This is a genomic window from Bacillus cihuensis (genome assembly GCF_000504145.1).
Classification (GTDB): Bacteria; Bacillota; Bacilli; order Bacillales; family DSM-1321; genus Peribacillus; species Peribacillus huizhouensis.
In genome coordinates this window covers 462,299-481,438 of record NZ_KI632495.1, presented here as the reverse complement: position 1 = coordinate 481,438, position 19,140 = coordinate 462,299, and the positions used below count along the sequence as shown (strand labels likewise).

At 33.6% G+C, this 19,140-nt stretch carries 17 protein-coding genes and 1 pseudogene; 4 read left to right on the top strand and 14 right to left on the bottom strand.

What is annotated here, in order from left to right; genetic code table 11:
* Positions 1-204 precede the first annotated feature (204 nt).
* Positions 205-867 carry a YcnI family copper-binding membrane protein gene (locus tag V179_RS0108150; protein ID WP_028391023.1) on the bottom strand — a complete coding sequence of 221 codons (663 nt, stop codon included), beginning with the start codon at positions 865-867 and terminating at the stop codon, positions 205-207.
* Positions 868-1,762: 895 nt separating this feature from the next.
* The gene (gene tpx / locus V179_RS0108145) at positions 1,763-2,263 is read right to left on the bottom strand and encodes a thiol peroxidase (protein ID WP_028391022.1); all 501 of its coding nucleotides are present in this window, start codon (positions 2,261-2,263) and stop codon (positions 1,763-1,765) included.
* A gap of 375 nt (positions 2,264-2,638) precedes the next feature.
* On the opposite strand from tpx, the gene V179_RS0108140 reads away from it, so the two are divergent.
* Entirely contained in the window at positions 2,639-3,214 is a 576-nt protein-coding gene (locus tag V179_RS0108140) for a DUF7010 family protein (RefSeq protein ID WP_028391021.1), read from the top strand.
* Between the two features lie 219 nt (positions 3,215-3,433).
* Here V179_RS0108140 and V179_RS0108135 read toward each other — a convergent pair whose 3' ends face one another.
* Positions 3,434-4,255 carry an inositol monophosphatase family protein gene (locus V179_RS0108135; protein WP_028391020.1) on the bottom strand — a complete coding sequence of 274 codons (822 nt, stop codon included), beginning with the start codon at positions 4,253-4,255 and terminating at the stop codon, positions 3,434-3,436.
* A 454-nt stretch (positions 4,256-4,709) separates the two neighbouring features.
* Between V179_RS0108135 and V179_RS0108130 the strand changes: the two genes are divergently transcribed.
* A complete protein-coding gene (locus V179_RS0108130; RefSeq protein WP_028391019.1) occupies positions 4,710-5,726 on the top strand; it encodes a LacI family DNA-binding transcriptional regulator in 1,017 nt (338 codons plus the stop codon).
* A gap of 299 nt (positions 5,727-6,025) precedes the next feature.
* Here the strand turns inward: V179_RS0108130 and V179_RS27460 are convergent, their stop codons facing one another.
* From V179_RS27460 to V179_RS0108090, 6 genes are all read right to left on the bottom strand, one after another.
* Positions 6,026-6,355 (bottom strand): hypothetical protein, encoded by a 330-nt coding sequence (locus tag V179_RS27460; protein WP_152534709.1) that lies wholly within the window; start codon positions 6,353-6,355, stop codon positions 6,026-6,028.
* 871 nt (positions 6,356-7,226) lie between these two features.
* Complete coding sequence (locus V179_RS0108120; RefSeq protein WP_028391018.1) at positions 7,227-7,682, bottom strand: DUF4362 domain-containing protein; 456 nt, start codon at positions 7,680-7,682, stop codon at positions 7,227-7,229.
* A 996-nt stretch (positions 7,683-8,678) separates the two neighbouring features.
* Complete coding sequence (locus V179_RS0108110) at positions 8,679-9,188, bottom strand: DinB family protein (RefSeq protein WP_034300905.1); 510 nt, start codon at positions 9,186-9,188, stop codon at positions 8,679-8,681.
* A 1,156-nt stretch (positions 9,189-10,344) separates the two neighbouring features.
* Positions 10,345-10,566 carry a hypothetical protein gene (locus tag V179_RS0108100; RefSeq protein ID WP_028391015.1) on the bottom strand — a complete coding sequence of 74 codons (222 nt, stop codon included), beginning with the start codon at positions 10,564-10,566 and terminating at the stop codon, positions 10,345-10,347.
* Positions 10,567-10,789: 223 nt separating this feature from the next.
* A complete protein-coding gene (locus V179_RS0108095; protein WP_028391014.1) occupies positions 10,790-11,005 on the bottom strand; it encodes a hypothetical protein in 216 nt (71 codons plus the stop codon).
* A 180-nt stretch (positions 11,006-11,185) separates the two neighbouring features.
* Complete coding sequence (locus V179_RS0108090; protein WP_028391013.1) at positions 11,186-11,770, bottom strand: TetR/AcrR family transcriptional regulator; 585 nt, start codon at positions 11,768-11,770, stop codon at positions 11,186-11,188.
* A 184-nt stretch (positions 11,771-11,954) separates the two neighbouring features.
* On the opposite strand from V179_RS0108090, the gene V179_RS0108085 reads away from it, so the two are divergent.
* Together V179_RS0108085 and V179_RS0108080 are read left to right on the top strand one after the other, a co-directional pair.
* Complete coding sequence (locus tag V179_RS0108085; RefSeq protein ID WP_200868663.1) at positions 11,955-12,836, top strand: ABC transporter ATP-binding protein; 882 nt, start codon at positions 11,955-11,957, stop codon at positions 12,834-12,836.
* A gap of 9 nt (positions 12,837-12,845) precedes the next feature.
* Positions 12,846-14,456, top strand: coding sequence for an ABC transporter permease (locus V179_RS0108080; protein ID WP_028391011.1), 1,611 nt, complete (start codon positions 12,846-12,848; stop codon positions 14,454-14,456).
* Between the two features lie 575 nt (positions 14,457-15,031).
* On the opposite strand, the gene V179_RS0108070 is transcribed toward V179_RS0108080, so the two are convergent.
* The 5 genes and pseudogenes from V179_RS0108070 to V179_RS0108040 all read right to left on the bottom strand — a co-directional run.
* Complete coding sequence (locus V179_RS0108070; protein ID WP_028391010.1) at positions 15,032-15,637, bottom strand: hypothetical protein; 606 nt, start codon at positions 15,635-15,637, stop codon at positions 15,032-15,034.
* A 386-nt stretch (positions 15,638-16,023) separates the two neighbouring features.
* Positions 16,024-16,395, bottom strand: coding sequence for a hypothetical protein (locus V179_RS0108065; protein WP_028391009.1), 372 nt, complete (start codon positions 16,393-16,395; stop codon positions 16,024-16,026).
* Between the two features lie 1,246 nt (positions 16,396-17,641).
* The gene (locus V179_RS0108050; RefSeq protein WP_028391007.1) at positions 17,642-17,932 is read right to left on the bottom strand and encodes a DUF5316 domain-containing protein; all 291 of its coding nucleotides are present in this window, start codon (positions 17,930-17,932) and stop codon (positions 17,642-17,644) included.
* Between the two features lie 109 nt (positions 17,933-18,041).
* Complete coding sequence (locus V179_RS30990; protein WP_154663995.1) at positions 18,042-18,188, bottom strand: hypothetical protein; 147 nt, start codon at positions 18,186-18,188, stop codon at positions 18,042-18,044.
* A 605-nt stretch (positions 18,189-18,793) separates the two neighbouring features.
* A pseudogene (locus V179_RS0108040) lies at positions 18,794-19,051 on the bottom strand (IS110 family transposase); the annotation flags it as partial.
* Between the last annotated feature and the right edge of the window lie 89 nt (positions 19,052-19,140).

The following is a 19,140-nucleotide window of genomic DNA, read 5'->3' as shown; positions in this document are numbered from 1 at the left end:
TTGAAATTTATTGAACTTACCTGACAAGTTGAAAAACCTATTTATGAGATTTGTTTGATCTGCCTGCAGATTTTAAATTAATTAGAAGAACTACAAGAAAACTTTGAAAAGATATTAAATATGAAATGTAAATAATATGGGAAAATATCAAATATTTTCGTACACCAAAAAGGCAAGAGAATCGATTCTCTTGCCTAATGCGTATTATTTAGCTTTTTTTTTGAGAGAAATACCCACTGATAACAAACCTGCAATTAAAGCTATTATAGATAGAATAAGTGGGGCATTACTCGAACTTGATTTTGTTTCTTCATTAGTTGCATGTTCTTTCATGCCACCTTGGTCATTGGGAGTAGAATCAGTTGTAACTTCTCCGTGTCCATGATCATGGGCAGATCCATCAGCTGGATTTACTACTGTCACAGAGGCAGGCTTTTCAGCATCTGGTGCCCCAACCCATTCTACTACACTTCCATCTTTATAAGTTTGATATGCTTTCCAAACAATTTCGGTCGCATCATCGGCTACTTTTCCTTGCATGTTAAACTGTCCGAAATCAGTTGGTGATAAGCCTTCCCCTTCCGTTATCCAAGTAACACTCGTAATTTTGCCAGCATCATCTTTTTGAACTTCATATACCCAACCTGGTTTTGGCTCAAATCGTGTAATATCTACATCTTCTGGAAATTTAACCTCTATTTTTGTTGTTGGAACCACTTCGTTTTCAGATGGAACTCGGACCGTAAACACTTCATATTTTCCTTGTGAAGTTTCCTTCGGCTGTACAGTAACATGGGCGCTGGCCATACCAACAAAAAGAGAGAATGCACCAATCATTGATACCGTTAATGTTAATACTCTTTTCATAATAGAATCTCCAATCGTTTTTAAAATATATAAATAAACTATAAAATCAATAAAATGCTCAGTATAAGAATCTTTAATATCCTGTTCTTATTAAAAGGTAAACTTAGGCAATCAACATGTATTGAATATTCTCGGCTTGCTCCATTATGGAATTGGAACTTGAATCTGAAGAAATTACAAAGTTGTTTCTATATTTTAGTAATAGGTCAATCTGAAACAAAGAATACTAGTTCGCAAATCTCTTTTCTCTGGAGTGTTTCAATTTTTTCGTAATCATTTGATTTGAATCTAGTTGATGTTTTATCAGCCTCCATTTTATACCACGGTAAATACAAGTAATTTTCCAATATATTTACGTATACCTAAAAATAATTTCCCAACACTAAACATGTTACTATTTGTTAATTTCTAATTAACAATAGCGGACCCTTTCTTCAACTTTAGATAAAGATATAATTCAAATTTGAAAATTAGCTTTTCAAATCAATGAAATATCTTTTGTGTAGAATACATTTGATTTACATTTATATTAATAGAATCTCCCTATATATGATTGTAAAAAACGGTACTTCTTGATAATTAATAACAAATTTCATCATAATTAGCTTCATAATGTAGTGCTATTGATTGGGGGATAATAACATAACTAATAAATTTCGGTCATTTTGTTGCTTCCGTGATAGCTAAAGCTTCGGGATGTCCCTTTAATAGTTCCCTTGTTGTCTAAAGTGGAGTCGCAGTAATTTCAGCTCACTACTGTGGATCGAAAGTTTAATTCCGAGATCATCCCATTTAGAAGCAGAAAATACAAATAAAGGATCATACATATTAGCTTGACTAATATGTACGATCCTTTAAATCTTTTCAACATATGATCTTCAATTACTCTATTTGTTTATAATACTGCTCTAGCAGCATCTAATGCCGCTTCGTAATTTGGATGGTCTGTTGATTCATTAACATACTCAACATATGTTACTATGTCGTTTGTATCAACAACAAAAATGGCTCTCCCTAATAAGCGGAGTTCTTGGATAGCAACACCATATGCTTCTCCGAATGAAAGATCACGATGATCTGATAATGTTTGTACATTATCAATACCATTTGCTGCACACCAATTTCCCTGTGCAAACGGTAAATCAGCGCTAATCGTAAGAACCTGTACATTACCTAATTTAGAAGCTTCTTCGTTAAAACGACGTGTTTGTGCATCACAAACAGGAGTATCAATAGAAGGTATAACAGAAATTAAACGAACTTTTCCTTTTGAGTCAGTGAGTGTAACAGGTGATAAGTCATTCGCTAGTACTGTGAATTTAGGAGCAGTATCTCCAACCCTTAGGTCTCTTCCTATTTGTGTTACTGGATGTCCTTGCCACGTAAAATTAGCCATTTTTAAATCCTCCCTTAAAAATATGTACTATGCAAATATAGCTCAACCATTTAGAATCATCAAATTATTCAGTGTATTATTTTTAATTTTTTGTCGTTGTTGTCAAAATGGCGGTTAATATAACACAAAAAACTACCAAGTAGACAGTTGAATATCTAAATCATTGTAAATAACTGAGTGACAAGAGCTGTTGTTAATATTAGAATTTGGATGCTAAGATACTATTTTTTGAAGTGAAATGGAAAATTTATGTTAATATAGATTGTGAATGGTTTTACTTATATAATGTGGATTAGTAAAATATTTACAGATGAAATTTTAATAATTATTGTAACTTCTCAATTATATTATTTATAAATAAAGGAGGTAAAAAATATGGATTTATTGACTATGAAAAATGAGTTATCTGTAAAAGGAAAAAATGGTACCTCTTTTTTGTTATCAGGTGTAATTATATGGGGTATCATAACCATCCTATTCTTACAATCATTTGAAATCAATACGAAGAATATAATTACTTTGTACGCAACTGGACTAATGTTTCCGTTAGCAGTTATTATTTCAAAAATAATGAAAGTTGATTGGAAAGCTAAGAGCAATCCACTAGGTAATTTAGGTTTAATTTTGAACTTGGCACAGTTGGTTTATTTTCCTTTAATCTTTTGGGCATTTATTTCTAACCCAAATGAAGTGCTTGTGTTCTTTGCCATCATAACGAGCGCACATTTCTTTCCATTTGGTTGGCTTTATAATACAAAAGTTTTTTATATTCTATCACCTATAATGGTTCTGTTAATTTTTTTCATTGGATTGATTTTAAATGGTGATTACTTGTGGGTAATCCCTCTTACAATGTTAATATCGTTAGTGTTTTTGAATTTATTTCTATTTATAGATTATAAGAAAAAAGTGTCTATTACATCTGGATTTACAAAAGACTTTAACTTTTAGCAATAGCAAAACTTGTTTGTCTAAAGGGTACTTTATTTGAAGGAAAAAATTAAGCACTATGAAAAAATGCTTGGAGATTTCTCCAAGCATTTTTATGAGCTAAAATAACTGCTAGTTATCATGCTATTTCTACTGTTTTCGGAAAAAAATACCTGCGATTTTAGATTTTCTCCACATTATCGGAACTACTCTTCATTTTCTATCAGGCTTTGCTTGCTGCTATCCTATCGATTTCAGCGAATGATGACTTAAACAATTCAAAACTGTTGGATGTACTTTCAAATTGCTGGCTACGATATTTTGATTAGAGAGCTGGTACGTCTCTCCTTCAGTATTCGTTACCATTCCCCCAGCTTCCTTGACTAGTAATACGCCTGCTGCAATGTCCCAAACACTTAAACCATACTCCCAAAAGGCGCCAAGTTTACCACTAGCGACGTATGCCAAATGTAGGGCAGCTGATCCTAATACACGTATCGTTCTGAATTCTTTCCCGATATGTTCCATGCTGGCGATGTTAATTTCACGAAATTCAGTTGTGGAAACAAAGCCGGTAGCTATAACACTATCAACAGCTCGCTCTACGGTTGAGATTGAAATCGGATTGCCGTTGCAATACGCTCCACTCCCTCGTTCTGCCCAAAACAATTCATCTCGGCAAGGATCATATATAACGCCGAGCACTAGTTCTCCTTGAGAGACCAGTGCAATTGAAACAGTAAATCCGGGAATGCCATTGATAAAATTTGCTGTCCCATCAATCGGATCGACAATCCACAGATAGGGAATGTCTTGGGCGGATTCCAGTATTTGATCAATCGATTGTGCGGATGCAAAGGTCTCTTCTTCCCCAAGAAAAGAATGATCAGGATACGATTCCAAAATACATGAGCGAATCATTCGCTCCGACTGCTTGTCAATCTCTGTCACTACATCAAAGCTGGAGCTTTTTTTCTCAGTAACCAAATCCTTATTTACCTCAGAAAGTATCATCTTCCCTGCCTGTTTAGCCGCTTTACATGCTGTCTCCAAAAAACTCATTATCATTACCTTCCTTTCTATTGTAATACCTTAGAATTTAGCCAAAAGTAATAGTAGAACGAGAGAGTTTACACTCCAATACTAATTATGTATTGAACACTAAAACAGCTCATCTAATCGATTAGATTTACCGAAAGTAAATAGCGAACGCTTTCTATTTCTGACAATTTTATTATATAGTTGAATAAAAAAGTTGTCTACTCTAGCTATCTTATAAAGTGAAACTTCATTGAGTGGGAGATTTAATGGCCTTTAATGCGGGATAAAAAACACGCATTTATATTCAGGACCATCACATTCCTTAGGTAATAGTTGATATGGTATAATTGATTAAATTTTGGCTATTAATCATTCTTTAAAAGGGATAAAATTAATTCTTCAATGACAGGCTTTAATTCAATCAAAATTGGTAAGCGTTTTTATAGAGAAATGATTTTTATAAAGGAGTTTTAGCATGAGTACAATAAAAGACATTGCTAAAAGAGCAAATGTATCTGTTGCCACAGTTTCTTATGTGTTAAATAATACACGGTTCGTAAGTCCAGAAAAGAAAAAAAGAGTTGAAGAAGCTATAAAAGAATTGAACTATGTTCCCAATGCAGTAGCAAGAGGGCTACGTGTAAAAAATAGTAAGGTAATCAGTTTAGTAGTATCCGATATTACGAATCCTTTTTATCCGGATATTGCAAAAGCTTGTGAACAAGTTGCCTATCAATCAGGTTATACATTAAATATTGTCAACACAAACGATCAAGACGACCGGTTCATAAAAGCTGTTATGCAGTTAAGAGAAGGAAAAGTTGACGGAATTATTAATACAACAGTATTAGATCATCATCGTTCATTAATGGAGAACTTAATAAAAGATAAATACCCTATAGTCCTTGCCCACCGGTTATTAGATGGTATAAATATGGACACAGTTGTTGCAGATAATATACAAGCGGCTATAGATGCCACTAATCACCTTATTAACTTGGGTCATAAAAAAATCGCTTTTATGACAGGCGTTACTAAATCGTCGATTAATAACCTGAGAATTAAGGGATTTCTAAAAGCAATGAAAGATGCTAACCTTCCAACAAAGGAAGATTGGCTTGCATCTGGTCAAGCGAAGTACCAGCAAAGTTATGACCTCACAAAGGAATTGTTAAAAAATTCAAACAACCGACCTACTGCTATCATTAATATTAGTGATCTAGGTGCCTTAGGGGTACTGGATGCAGCTGGTGATTTAGGGATAAAGGTACCAGAAGAATTAGCAGTCGTTGGTTTTGATGATTTGTTTATTTCTAGTATGCGCTCTGTTCAACTTACAACAATAAGGATTCCACGGTATGAAATTGGCCAAAAATCTATGGAATTACTTATCGACAAGATTACAAATAACGATACAAATAATCATCATAATATTTTATTACCTGCTGAATTAATTGTAAGAAAAACATGCGGGTCTCGAATAATCGATTAAATGATCATTTAAGCTGTTTTTTATTACACTAGTATTGTACAAAAATAAGAAAGCGACTTTAACTGAATATTCATTTTAAACCCATCTAAGAACTAAAAAAACCATAGTCACCTAAAGTGATAACTGTCTGTTTTGTTAATATTTATTGTTGTGAAGTGGTATAATCTTCAAAAACAACATCTAGCCTGGAGTGCATATACTAGAGTTACAATGTTCTTAGATGGAATGATCTCTTTTTTTTAACTGGTTACGTTATTCAAGTGCACTGTTTTCTTTTGAATAATTTACTTCGCCTTTCATTAAGCAATTTGATCGCTATGTTCGGCCACGAGTCGCTTATAAAGGTTAAGATCTTCTTGATATAAATGAATATAGGTTGCTAAGCCTTGCGCTTTTACTAACTCGAAACTTCTCCAATCCACAATACTATATTCCTCGTTCATTTTTTTTGAATTTTCCCAGGCCGTCTCTTCAAAAACAATATTCATCTCATGCTCTTCAATTAGCATAGCAAGCAGTTTACGGTCATTGTATAGTTCATACTGAGAATATCTTTTTTTCATTTTGAAAATCTCGATTGTTCTTTCAAGTGAATCCAATAGAGATTTCCGGTCCACAGCATGGATCATTTATGATAAGTCGTTTTTTTGTACAACATTACAAACTTTAGCACCTTCCCTTGAAAAAACTGCAAAAAGTGAACGATACAAGCTAGTTTTAGTTATTTTTGTGAGTTGGACACTAAATCTATAAATGACTTTCTTTTCTGTTTTTTATAATCTGTGTTGATAATGACAATATAATATATAATAAGGGCGAAAAGTTGGACGTATTTTAGACAAATTGGAGTATTTGATACATCAAACCGAAAACGGCTTGTCCAGTGGCAAAAACCACCATACCTTTAGACATGGAAAGAATTGAGATGGTTAAGGTTAAGTAAATACCAAGACTTCGATGTACTAGGTATCATACAAATAAAGATGAATTTACTACCCAATTTTTATTTAAGTAAAAAAACACTTAAAAAATGTTATGAAGAAAGCTATTGAAAGGAAGTTTCATGACTTTCTTTTCTTGATATAGGGTTTACAGGTAAGGTTGTGAAATTTTTTAAGGATACAGATGATGAGACAAAAAAGGCTTAAGAAAAATTAGATGCATTAATTATGGGATTTAGTGTCTTTAGGTGAATAGAAATAATAAAGTCATTAAAATTTACTTTTAAAAACATAAAAGTGGCACTACTTAAATTGTAGTATCTCCTATTAAAGTTCTATAAAATGGGCTACTACCAGCGAAGCTGTCACCACCCGCAGTAAGGAAATGTCAAGATTACTTCAAACATGCATACCCCCGTCCTGTTTTGGATGGGGGTAAAATAAAGTTGTGAAATTTTTAATAAGGATTCTCTAGCAATTTAGTCATTTAAAAATAAATTTTTTTAAATAATCGCGCCCGATTGTTGAATATAATATTCAGAATTTTCTCTACCTTTATTTATTCCGTAACTAAAAAGTTAAAGGTATTTCCAACTTCAGAAGAACACTCACTTAAATTATACTCAACTCCATTTTCAGTATTTCTCGAGTCTATATTAGAACAAGACGTACTTTTTATTCCTTTTCCAGAACCTGCATATCCGTCTTGTGAATTATCATAAGTAAATTGAATTTTATTACCGTCATAATTTAGATTATAGAAAATTGGGTCTCCTTCAATGGTGTACATTGTGAGACGAATTTGATCTTTGGCACTATCCTTAACATTTTCGATAAAATTCTCAAATTCATTTAAGTTACTAATTTCCCCATGAAGATCAACTACATCTCCATTCTCTATAGCCTCCTCAGAAGAATAAGGTTTTTTGGGATTATCAATTCCATTTTCCTGTTGGCAACCAAGTAACACTATTGATAAAAGTGTTGAATACAAAATTAAACTGAATTTATTCAAAAAAATCACTACCTCTATAAAGTTACGTATTTCTTCGCTTTCGTTTCAAAATCATGTAAAAATTGTGAAAGAGCATTTTCTATTGCAGAGTATTATTGTACTGCGAAGCAAAGAATCTACTTAATAAGCAAGTTCTTGTTCAACTAAAGCACCCTTTAGTTTAATAAGGTTAATGAAATAGAATTCTCAAAACAGCCCCTAGAAGTAACCCTGCAATAATAACTAAAACTCGAATTACCCAATTCTTCACTCCATAAATCCTCCTGATAATTGATAAGATATTTTTAATATCCTCCCACCCTTGTAACAATTATTTGTCTACCGGATATTACTCCTTTAAGGTCTTTGGAAAAGACCTTTTTTGCATAACAAAAAGGTTGCTTCAGCAACCTCCCTTATTGAGCTAAAGCACCTGTTAGTTCAACAATGTCTACTCATTTTTCTTTTGACTATATATTTTCTGATTTTTGAACTAATCTTGAAGAAACGATTTATCATTAATAACCACACGATAATACTGATAGTGTTAAGAAAATCTCTATGGATGTTTAACAAGAAACCAATTAAATAATAAATACAGTAAAAAGGTAAAATTATTAATAAATAATCAAATATTGCTAATTTCATTTCTTTAGATGTTACAACATAAATAACTGCCATTATTATTAAAAAAACAAAATCAATCAAATCCATAATGTGTGTTTCACATCCATTTTATACTTTGTTTTCTAATCAATAATAATAGTTATTTTTATGTATTACATCAGGTAATTTTAGCCTGAATCTCTCTTGAACCTGCACCGTTAGTGACATAAGGATTTTTAAACAACATTATTATTTTTTAATGACTTTATTGTAAATTAAACAACTTTATTATCTCTGTACAGTAGCGTCAGGAAAATGCGGATTTACAACCTTAAGGAAGTTTCAATATTAAAAAACCTAATTTCTCAGCATTAAATGAGAAATTAGGTTTTTTAATTAATAGAAAAAGACTTATAAGTATTTATCACTAATCACTTTCATATGGTGTAACTCGTGCCCGACAATGCCATATGCAAGGGTACCTACCGAAACTGGGCTGTTCATTACAGTTCCATTACGATCCCATGCTGCATCATCAATGGTTGAAATAAGACTTAACGTGTTGGAGCGTACCGTGTCTAAACCAGCTAGTAGCTGCTCCCAGGATAATTTGTTGAAGTTTGCTGCAGAAACGTATTGATCCTGATCCATTGCTGGGAGTGGCGCACTTTCATTTCGTGCAATGGCAAGCATTCGATACGACATCACACGTTCAGAGTCGGTCATATGCCCAATCACTTCTTTTAAAGTCCATTTCCCTGGTGCGTACGCCTTCCTTGCTGACTCCTCTGATATGCTGCTCAAGAGGGTAATGGTCTTAGTTCGTTGCTTACTAAGTATTTCTTCAATATCACCATCTGGCACAAGACTAACATACCTAGCATGCTCTGGATTTTCAATAGATAATGGTCGTGGACGCACAAGAATCCTCCTCATCGGAATAGTTAATTATGGTTCTATACTAAAATTCGACTGTCAAGAAGATATTTCCTTTATTTGATATTTAATTTCATTACCACAAAATAATTGCAAATTAAACAACTTTATAACCTCTGTAAACCTGATTTATGCAGTTAACATAATACACATAATAATGGATTAATTCACTTTTTATTCCACTAACCTCCCTCAATAAACAAACACTTATCTCTTAAATACGCAGTTTTTCTCTATATTACTACCTAACTTATTTAACTATACAGATTTGATTAGAACGAAAAGAACACAATCAGACAGTTTACGAAGAAAATGAGCGCACGAAACTAGCCAACCTTCGGTTAATTTCAAAAAGTGTAGCTTTAAAATAAAGTTTGATTATAAATCACCTTAAATCCTTGATTTTACTGAATGTAAAAAGCAATCGTTTTGAATAAAGATTGATCAAAACGATTGCTTTCTTTTATTTTAGAACTGTTAATTTATAAAAAAGATTGATTATTTTAAATCTCCTTATTCCACTAACGCACCATTTTGTTGAATAAGCTAAAAGCCGTTTCCTGTTGATCTAGAGACCATATGTATTAAAAAAATCAGGAAACGAAAGAATTAGCACTAAACCTATAATTGCAGTTGCAAAAAAACAAATCCAACTTATTATTTTTACTTTTTTATCAATTTCAGCTTTTTTCTCTAATTTACCAATGTAGGAAGTGACTAAGACTAAACAAATTAAAGGAATAACCCCTATAAAATTAACTCCTAAAATAGATTTATCTACCAAAAATAAAACTACAACTAGTACAATCACTGCAATTGATATTCTATTTATTATTGTATGAATAAAAATCTCCCCCTTACATTATATACGGATGAAAAGTCAGAAAGTTTCGCTTCTTAAACTAATCTGCCCTTTAGTTTAAGTTCATTTGTTCACAAACTTCCATATATCATTCATGTGTAATGATAATAAAGATGTTTAATTTTGAATCAGAAAAAACGCATTACACCGTCCGAAAACGTGGAAGGTGTAAAAAATAAATTGTACAATTACTGAATAAGAACTCGTGGAAATAACAATAAAGTCGTTTAAAAGCCCAATCATTCTGCAACAATCGCGCCCTTTTGTTGAATAAGAATATTAAGAGTTCTTTTGGACTTGTTCAATTTTATTGTTGTTCGCTTTTTTCTGTGCTCGCCAAGTATTAATCATACTAGGAACACCAGCTAGCATACTCACCATAAAACTCCACATTACATAACGCCATTCTCCTGTAAAAATCGACACTCCAATAAAAAACACTAGCTGTCCCACAAGTGCAAACCACGAAGCTATCCAAGCTAATTTTAAATTTTCTTTCATTCCCTCCACTCCTCTTATCTAACAAAATATTATAAATAGGATTGATCTAATACCAAAACGCTCTTTAGCTATATACCAATTATTTCAAATCGCCTTATGTTAAGCAATTGTTATCTTCCATTTAATGGCCCTTTCATGTAAAAAAGCGCAAATCCCTACTCTGGAAATGCGCCCTTTTCTTTGAATAATCAAATATCATTATTTGGTTAATCTATTGTAAATTCTATGAATTAGTAGTGAACTTTATGTGTTTATACCCTAAGATAGTAATATTAATATTCCATCTTGGGTGCATAACCAAGTTATTATTCACATCAAATTCTAAAGCCATATGAATCTCATCATCCTCATTTGTCAAAATAGCCATTCTTTTATTTTCAATATCTACATATGGCTTAAGATTATCTGCCATATCAATTTTCCAATCAAAAAAAGTCATCATATAAACCTCCACTTATAAATCATTCATATGCATTAAAGCGCCCGATTGCTGAAGATCTCATCTACATGTCTTATTGAACTAAGCACCCTTTAGCTAAACAAGCAGCAATAGTTATTATATTTGTCCTAAATCTTTAACACATATATCGAATAATTTGTTCGATTTGTCGAGATTACTTTAACGCAAGCCATTCATAAACATTTGAGTGATTTGAGGGCTATATTTTATCAAGTTATCACTATTAATCGCTTGACTCTTCAGTCCCTCCGTGAAAATATGCATAAACATCAATAAAACCTCATCAGAATATGCGGGATTAATTTTTCCTTCTTTACGCCCTTTTTGAAACATTCTTAAAACTAATCGATCACTTGTTTCTTGTGTATCCTTATCAAAAAAAGTCTGTTCACTTGCAAATTGCTGCATCACATTATGAAAAAACACTGATGTCGTACTTTGGATTTTTTTCATTTTATATTGCGTGAGTTCCATATACGTTTGCTCAAAAGATAAATCACTTTCAATCAATCGTTCGTATTCTTTATGGATAGAGGCAAATGAATTCTGAATCGCGGTATTTATTAAATTATCTTTTGTATTGTAATAATTAAATAAGGTTACTTTACTAACACCCGCACTTTTTGCAATCTCGTCCATGGTTATATTTGAAATGTCCTTTTTATTCAGCAATTCAAGCGTAGCTTCCTCAATAATTTTCATTTTCTTTTCACGTCTTAGATCAAAGCCATTTTTTTTCGTCATCTTCTCACCACATTTTTTCCGTTTTTCAATTACTTTCTACATATATATAGTATTTGATTTTTTGAACTAATTCAAACGTTTTAGTAAAAATAGTTTGAATTAATATAGGAATGAACGTATATTATGAACTATAAATATGTTTTTAGTAAAAATCTTCAATCTCACAGAATAGGAGATGAGACGAATGGTTATAGCAGAAATTAAGGGCCTACAAAAAAAATATAAATCAACACAAGCCTTAAAAAATGTAACGATGGAATTAAAAAGAGGTGAAGTATTAGGTTTTATAGGACCAAATGGAGCCGGAAAGTCGACGACCATCCGCATCCTGCTGGGCATTATAAAATCTAGCGGAGGAGCAGCCAAAATCTTCGGGAAGGATGTCTGGAAAGATTCGATTGAAATCCATAAACGACTTGCCTACGTTCCTGGCGATGTAAACCTTTGGCCAAATTTAACAGGCGGAGAAATTATTGATGTTTTTATGCGCATGCAGGGAACGAAAAACGATGCACGACGCGATGAATTAATTCAAAAATTTCACCTGGATCCTAAGAAAAAAGCACGGACTTATTCAAAAGGAAACCGTCAAAAAGTTGCCCTTATTGCCGCACTTGCTAGTGATGCAGAACTTTATATTTTTGATGAACCAACTAGCGGTCTTGATCCTCTAATGGAAGCTGTCTTTCAAGAGGAAGTAGAAAATTTAAAAAATCAAGGAAAGTCCATCCTTCTTTCCAGCCACATCTTAAGCGAGGTAGAACGCTTATGTGACCGCGTAGCGATTATTCGTCAAGGAGAAGTAATTGAAACTGGAACATTAGATGAATTAAGACATTTAACCCGATATCAATACAAAGTTACGACTCGTGACGTACCGATTGGATTAAAACAGGTGAGCGGTGTGCATGACCTAGTGATCAATGGCAAAGAAGCTGTTTTCCAAGCCGATATTGATCAAATTGAGACCATTCTAGAAGCAATCATGCCTTACCATGTAACAAAGCTCGAGAGTGTACCGCCGACTCTTGAAGCATTGTTTATGCGTCATTACACTGGAAAGTAGGTGAGAAAAATGAAAAATTGCTTTAATATGACTGGAATGCTCTTTCTTCATACATTACGTAGAGATTGGTTAAAGCTTCTCATTTGGGCAGTGGCCTTAAGTCTTTTCACAGGCGGCTTTGCGAGTGCAATGTATGAAATCTATGGAAAAGACCCTGCTGGATTGATGGCTATGTATGAAACCTTAAAGAATCCAGCAATGATTGCCATGCTTGGACCAACATCAGCTACTGCCGAAACGTATACATTGGGAGCAATGTACGCACATGAAATGATCCTCTTTACGGCACTCGTATTTGCCATTGTATCGATTATGCATGTAATCAGTCGGACAAGAAAAGAAGAGGATGATGGAACAACAGAGCTTATTCGTTCCTTTCAAGTTGGTCGACTGGCCAACACGACAGCAGTCGTTATCGAAATGCTTCTTTTACATTTGGTCATAATCGCTCTTTCTACAGGCTTACTACAAGTCCAAGATGTACCTGGAATGGATTTTTCCAGTAATTTGTTATATTCCGCTTCATTAGGTATGCAAGGGTTCTTATGGGCAATGATTGCACTCATATTTGTCCAATTAGCTGCTGGAGCTAGAAGTGCAAGAGGACTGAGCTTCTTGACTCTTGGCTTTTTTTATATCCTTCGAATGGCAACAGATATGAACGCACCAGATGGTTCTTGGTTCAACCCGCTGGGATGGAGTTATCTAGTAAATGTTTACGTTAGTGATAGCTGGCTTCCAATCGTCATTGCTTTTGTTACCAGTATCGTTTTCATTGCAGTTTCTTATCTTTTGGAACAAGCTCGAGATCTGGGGGCTGGATATTTACCAGAACGCGCTGGGCATGCACATGCAAAAGAACGTCTGTTGAGTCTTCCTGGCCTTGTATTACGGCTGCAAAAAATATTTATTATTGGCTGGCTCTTCGCTCTCTTTATATGTGGAGCTATGTATGGGTCCATTTTTGGAGATATGGATGATTTTGTAAGTGAAAATGAAATCATGAAGCAAATGTTCCTTCATAATTCAGATTACACCATACAAGAACAATTTATGAGCGTTCTCTTCGTGATTTTATCTCTATTGACTACGATTTTTATTGTAGGAAGTCTCATGAGGCTCGTAAACGAAGAAAAGAAAGGGCACTGGGATCAGCTTTATGCCACTAAATTAAGTCGCACAAAATTTTACTGGTACCATGTGATAATGGCTTCCATACTAGGAGTGGTTGGACAATTTTCTGCAATATTAGGGCTCTATTTGGCCCAACGAAGTGTCATGGAAACACCGTTAAGTTTCTGGGAAATTACTAAGGCTGGGATTGTGTGGATACCTGCGATTTTCTTCTTTATCGGCATTTTGTCTGTCCTAATTGGTTGGTTGCCGCGCTTTACGATGATCATTTGGGCTTATCTAATATTTACTTTCTTTATCAGTTATTTTGGGCAAATGATGGAGATTCCGGAATTCGTAACCAACCTAGATGTATTTAGCTATATTCCAAAAATTCCAATTGAAGAATGGAAATGGGGAGCCATCATCCTCATCAAATTATTGGCTCTCTTCATAATCGTTATTGGTTTCATCGGCTATAAAAAACGGGATTTAGTAAGTGAGTAAAAAAGAAAAGTGTCCTTCATACGAGACTATTAAAAAGAAGATGATCTCTGAATTGAGAATAGGGGTCATCTTTTTATTTGGCTCTTTTGTAAAAGATTGTTGTTTGCTCATTATTAAATCTGTTAACCTCCTTTAAAGTTTGATTATTTTGAGGCTCCTTCTTCAACTAACACACCCATTCGTCTAAGTACAAACATTCACAATCTAAAGTTGTTGTTCCACAATATGGCCCTTTAGTTGAATAAGACTTTAAAGTATCACATGAATACTCTATACAAATCTAGTTTACATAAAGTCAATTTCCGGAAGTTTCGAAACATAAAACCCCTTGGTGCTCAAGGGGTTCCGAATGGTCCATTTTTATCGTTTATACATGATTTTATACATGGTTGATAAATCAACATTTTCGGCTTCTGAAGAAGCCTGGTATCTGCATAAAAAAGGCTGTTTTATGCAAATTCTTCTTTCACTAAAGCTACCTGGTAGCTCAAGAAGCGACTGCCCTTATTGAGCAATCGCACTCGTTAACTAACTATAATTAAGAATATATTAACTAGCTAAATAAGTAGTTTAAACTATTCTGTAAATGTTTTTTTATAGTTGCCAAATTCTTCATTCCATTTTTTATCTAAACCAAAACTTCGTTGTACTAACATCATTTTGTAAATATTCGAATGTCTTTTCAATAAAAATTCCTGAATTTCAGAAACAGAGTCCTCAATCACTTTGACAAATTCATTTACATCAACTATAAAATTTGACTTTTTTGGGATTTCTTTTGAAGCAATTATAGTCTTTCCGTCATACCAAACACGACTGTATGGATAAAAAAAGATATGAATTTCATCAGCTATTCTATGGAATACAAGTTGCTCTTGGGATGAATCTTCATCCAATATTAAAATTTCTGAATCTAGAATATTTTTAATACTAATATTTAAGTCAATAATAATTTGAAACAATGGGTAATATTCTTTTCCATTTGGATTGATATATAATTGCTCGATCCACTCATCAAAATCTTTGTGATTTTTTTCAATCTTTTTCGCTAAACGGAAATAGTTTTTAAAAAACGATTGACCATTTATAAAAAAATCAATAGAAGTGTAGAGTTCGTCAAAAGTCCAATCATGTTCGTATGATGAATATTCTTTGTAGTCAACTACAATTTGAAATGACAAAATAATCTTCCCTTCAATTCAAGTAAGTTTTGTATTAGTTGTATTTATGTCTATAACAGTATAAAACAACTATTAATTAGCTGATGCTGTTAATTAAGCCTTCATTAACATCACTCCAAAGCTCCTAGTTGTTATACGTAGAACGGAAATCCTATTATAAATCAAGTCTTCTTCAACTATTCTGCTCGTTAGTTGAAGAAATCTTTTAAGAATGTATGATTTTAGATATTTTCGTACATGGAAAAGAGCACCTTAAGGTACTTAACATAATCACATGTTATCGGCACTGAAAAAGGATCTTCGGCTGGAAGATCCCTTTAGCTACTTGTTTAATTAAAGCGCCCGATTGTTGAAGAAGATGTTTACAGTTTATTTTCGACTTACAATCAATGCGTAAAATAAAATGTACCAATAAGCGTTTTACCATCTTGTAAATATAATGGTGTAGATTCTTTGAATGATTTATTATATTCATCTAACTCACTTGGCGAAGACATACCTTCAGCCTGATAAATATATCCTAATACACCGTTCTCATCTTCTGCCAACATTAAATCAGGTTCAACAAGCATTAAGTTTGCCATATTAGGACCGTAAGTTTGCCCATTTTCATTTGTTGGATAACCATCGCTTATAATACTATCCTTAGTAGGTATAACTAAATCTGAGGTATCCTTAATTGATTGTTCCTTAATTGATTGACAGGCAACTAACATTGATAAAAGTATTGTGGATGCAAGGATTAAAACTTTTTTCAAAAATTCCACCTCCGTTATAGTTCAAAGCTAGCAATCTTATTGGTTCATTTTTAGCATATATTTTTCCATTAAATGGCCTTAAAGTAATGTAACCAAGCAAAGATAAATGGAACGGAGAGATAATAAATGTTTATTAAGCATCCCAGAATCATTACATACTTTATGACTCTTTTCTTAATAAAAATTGACAAAAATAGTCCAATAACAGGTAATAGAATAACTGCTATTTGTATCGTTATATTAACAAAATTGTGCATTCCCCAAGGACTAACATTCATCGCCCCTTTACTATGAATGAACAAAAAAGTTCCTGATAATATCCAAATCACAACAGTAACAAATATATAAATTACATTTCTCATCTTTCCCTTCCTTTAATCCCCAAATCTTTTTAGTGAAACTTTAACACATAATTCCATTAACTTGATTGGATATTAAAAATTCCTCTTAAACTAACGCTAACTTGCCCTTTAGTAAGGATTTTTCCGAATGTATGATTTAGTATATTTTCGTACATTGATATGATCAAATTGGTGGTCACGCTGTTGAATCAGTCGAGTAGAAGGGAACCTCTCTACCTTGCGGTAGATTGTGTTCCTCCCCCCTCACAGAACCGTGCTTGCGCTATTTACGCACATGGCTCCTCCTAGTCACCATTCACAAAATATAGGTAATCTCTTCCGTTCAGATTTTGCTAATTCTGCTATCCTTAATAGTTTTGTTTCCATTTATTATCCCTACCTCTGCGTGTAGTAAATGTGTCCCTAGTAAGGGTGATAACTTGGTAGCAGCCTTTCCTCCATCGGCATTACCCAACTTCATTGGTACTACGCTGCTATCCGACTCCCTACAACGGCATTTGGCTTCCTTGCTTATTATCGCTTGTACACCATACTCTTCTATAAGAAGAAAAGACCGGTAGGGTCTCCCGAGTTGCCGTATCATATCAATGTGTGACGTGCCAAGGTCTCTGACTCCAGAGAGGTTTTATCCTTCTTGCCTTTAACGATGGATAAAATGTAGCTTTCTGCTGTGCTTAGGGCATCAGCCCTCTCGATTTACTAACATTATGGAGCTCAATCCCTTCAACCATTTGGCTTTCGGCCCGCCACCTAACTGTCTACGCTTAAAGGCTAATGTTACCATTAGCACTCCAAGACTCGCTACGAGTGAATGGCTAGTTCTTTCTCGACGGGAATCCCACCCGCTATATGATACGACCTAGGCTCGGCCGCACAAGCACCTTTTAGTTCAAGAAAAAGTAAAAAAAGAACGCCATAACAAGATTAGGTATTCCAATCAAAGCTGAACGAAAAGTAACTCTATTTCGTTTACGCCTGTCTTCAACAGATTCCGTTGCAAAGTTAGCTCTCATTTGGTCTCCACTTGCCATTGAACCTGAAAAAATCATTGATATTCCGATGAAAAAAAATCCAATACCACCAGGAATGAAATAAGCCTTATCCATTCCCCACACAACTAAAGATACTAAGAAACCTATAATGGATAGAATAATTCCTATAAGAAAATACCTCAACTTATCCCTCCTTGTTTATTTATATGACTAAGTACTTCATAGGTTTCATTTACTAAGTTAATAGTTGAAGAAGGAGTCTTTTCGGATCGTACTAAAGTAAGAATTTAGCTCATTCTTTTAGAAAACAAGAAGTAAGAGAAACTGCTAAGCCTAAAAATGAAACCAAAAGTCCAAATGAAGTTGCTGAACCGCTTGATGTTAGTATAAGTGCTATTCCAAAAAGCGAAATGGAAATTCCTAAAAGTGAAATTCGCATTCATGTTCCTCCAATAATATAAAATGTCATTTATATATTAACATAAATATCCAATTTAATAGACCGGTATTATTCCACAATCTGGCCCATTTGTTGAATAGCATAATCGACATTTTAATTTTAATTTTAATTGACTTTATTATTTTTTAAACAACTATATTATGATTTAAACGACTTTATTATCACCTAACAATTCAATTATTTCTATAAATTCAGTTTACACTGAACTACTTAATTAAGTTAGTCCTTTTACAAAGAAACACCCCGTTAGATAAAAAATCCAAAGGAGTAAAACGGTATAACTTTGTTTTAAACAGTACATCTTTTTTACAACCGGTACGACTTCATTTCAAATCCACAAAAAGTTGGATAAATAGGTATGTACGCACCAATGGATGTCCACATATCTTATGGGGGTCTACCCTCCCAAGTCTCACAGAGTCTACGCTCCTACATTCCTTCGTTCAACCTTTCCATAAGGTGGATGTCGGTCATGCTGCCCTACAGGATCTATGTCCTTACGTTAGTTTCGTTGCCAACTAATCCCATGCTGATTTTGTCTGATGATCTGTCTATCTATTTGTCAAAAGTCAGTTTTATATTGATTAAGCTGCTATTGGTTCTTGAATAAATGCATGCATATGGGCGATATCCTTTAACATTTTCTCTTCCTGGAATACAAACTGTTTTTTCCCGATAGAAAAGAGAATGCGTATGAGCTTATTACATAAAGTAATTAAAGACTGCATCTTTTTCAACGGATTGTCAGGTCTCGTTGTGTAATAATGATGTAGGGCTTTAAAGGCTTTGTTCTTCGCTACTAGAATCATAGATGCCCGAAATAATAAAGCTCGTAATTTTTTAACAGGAAATATGTAAAAAGGTGAGTCTATTCTAAAATATATATCCATTTGTTAGTGGATCTATTTTAACTAGAATAGTTTTACCTAAA

What these genes read in the sequence shown, in the direction of transcription:
- V179_RS0108095 (WP_028391014.1), bottom strand. Translation starts at nt 11,005, where the DNA reads ATGACTTTTTTTGATTGGAAAATTGATATGGCAGATAATCTTAAGCCA.
- V179_RS0108150 (WP_028391023.1), bottom strand. Translation starts at nt 867, where the DNA reads ATGAAAAGAGTATTAACATTAACGGTATCAATGATTGGTGCATTCTCT.
- V179_RS27460 (WP_152534709.1), bottom strand. Translation starts at nt 6,355, where the DNA reads ATGATCCATGCTGTGGACCGGAAATCTCTATTGGATTCACTTGAAAGA.
- V179_RS0108085 (WP_200868663.1), top strand. Translation starts at nt 11,955, where the DNA reads ATGGTTATAGCAGAAATTAAGGGCCTACAAAAAAAATATAAATCAACA.
- V179_RS0108130 (WP_028391019.1), top strand. Translation starts at nt 4,710, where the DNA reads ATGAGTACAATAAAAGACATTGCTAAAAGAGCAAATGTATCTGTTGCC.
- V179_RS0108090 (WP_028391013.1), bottom strand. Translation starts at nt 11,770, where the DNA reads ATGACGAAAAAAAATGGCTTTGATCTAAGACGTGAAAAGAAAATGAAA.
- V179_RS0108140 (WP_028391021.1), top strand. Translation starts at nt 2,639, where the DNA reads ATGGATTTATTGACTATGAAAAATGAGTTATCTGTAAAAGGAAAAAAT.
- V179_RS0108080 (WP_028391011.1), top strand. Translation starts at nt 12,846, where the DNA reads ATGAAAAATTGCTTTAATATGACTGGAATGCTCTTTCTTCATACATTA.
- V179_RS0108100 (WP_028391015.1), bottom strand. Translation starts at nt 10,566, where the DNA reads ATGAAAGAAAATTTAAAATTAGCTTGGATAGCTTCGTGGTTTGCACTT.
- V179_RS30990 (WP_154663995.1), bottom strand. Translation starts at nt 18,188, where the DNA reads ATGCGAATTTCACTTTTAGGAATTTCCATTTCGCTTTTTGGAATAGCA.
- tpx (WP_028391022.1), bottom strand. Translation starts at nt 2,263, where the DNA reads ATGGCTAATTTTACGTGGCAAGGACATCCAGTAACACAAATAGGAAGA.
- V179_RS0108135 (WP_028391020.1), bottom strand. Translation starts at nt 4,255, where the DNA reads ATGAGTTTTTTGGAGACAGCATGTAAAGCGGCTAAACAGGCAGGGAAG.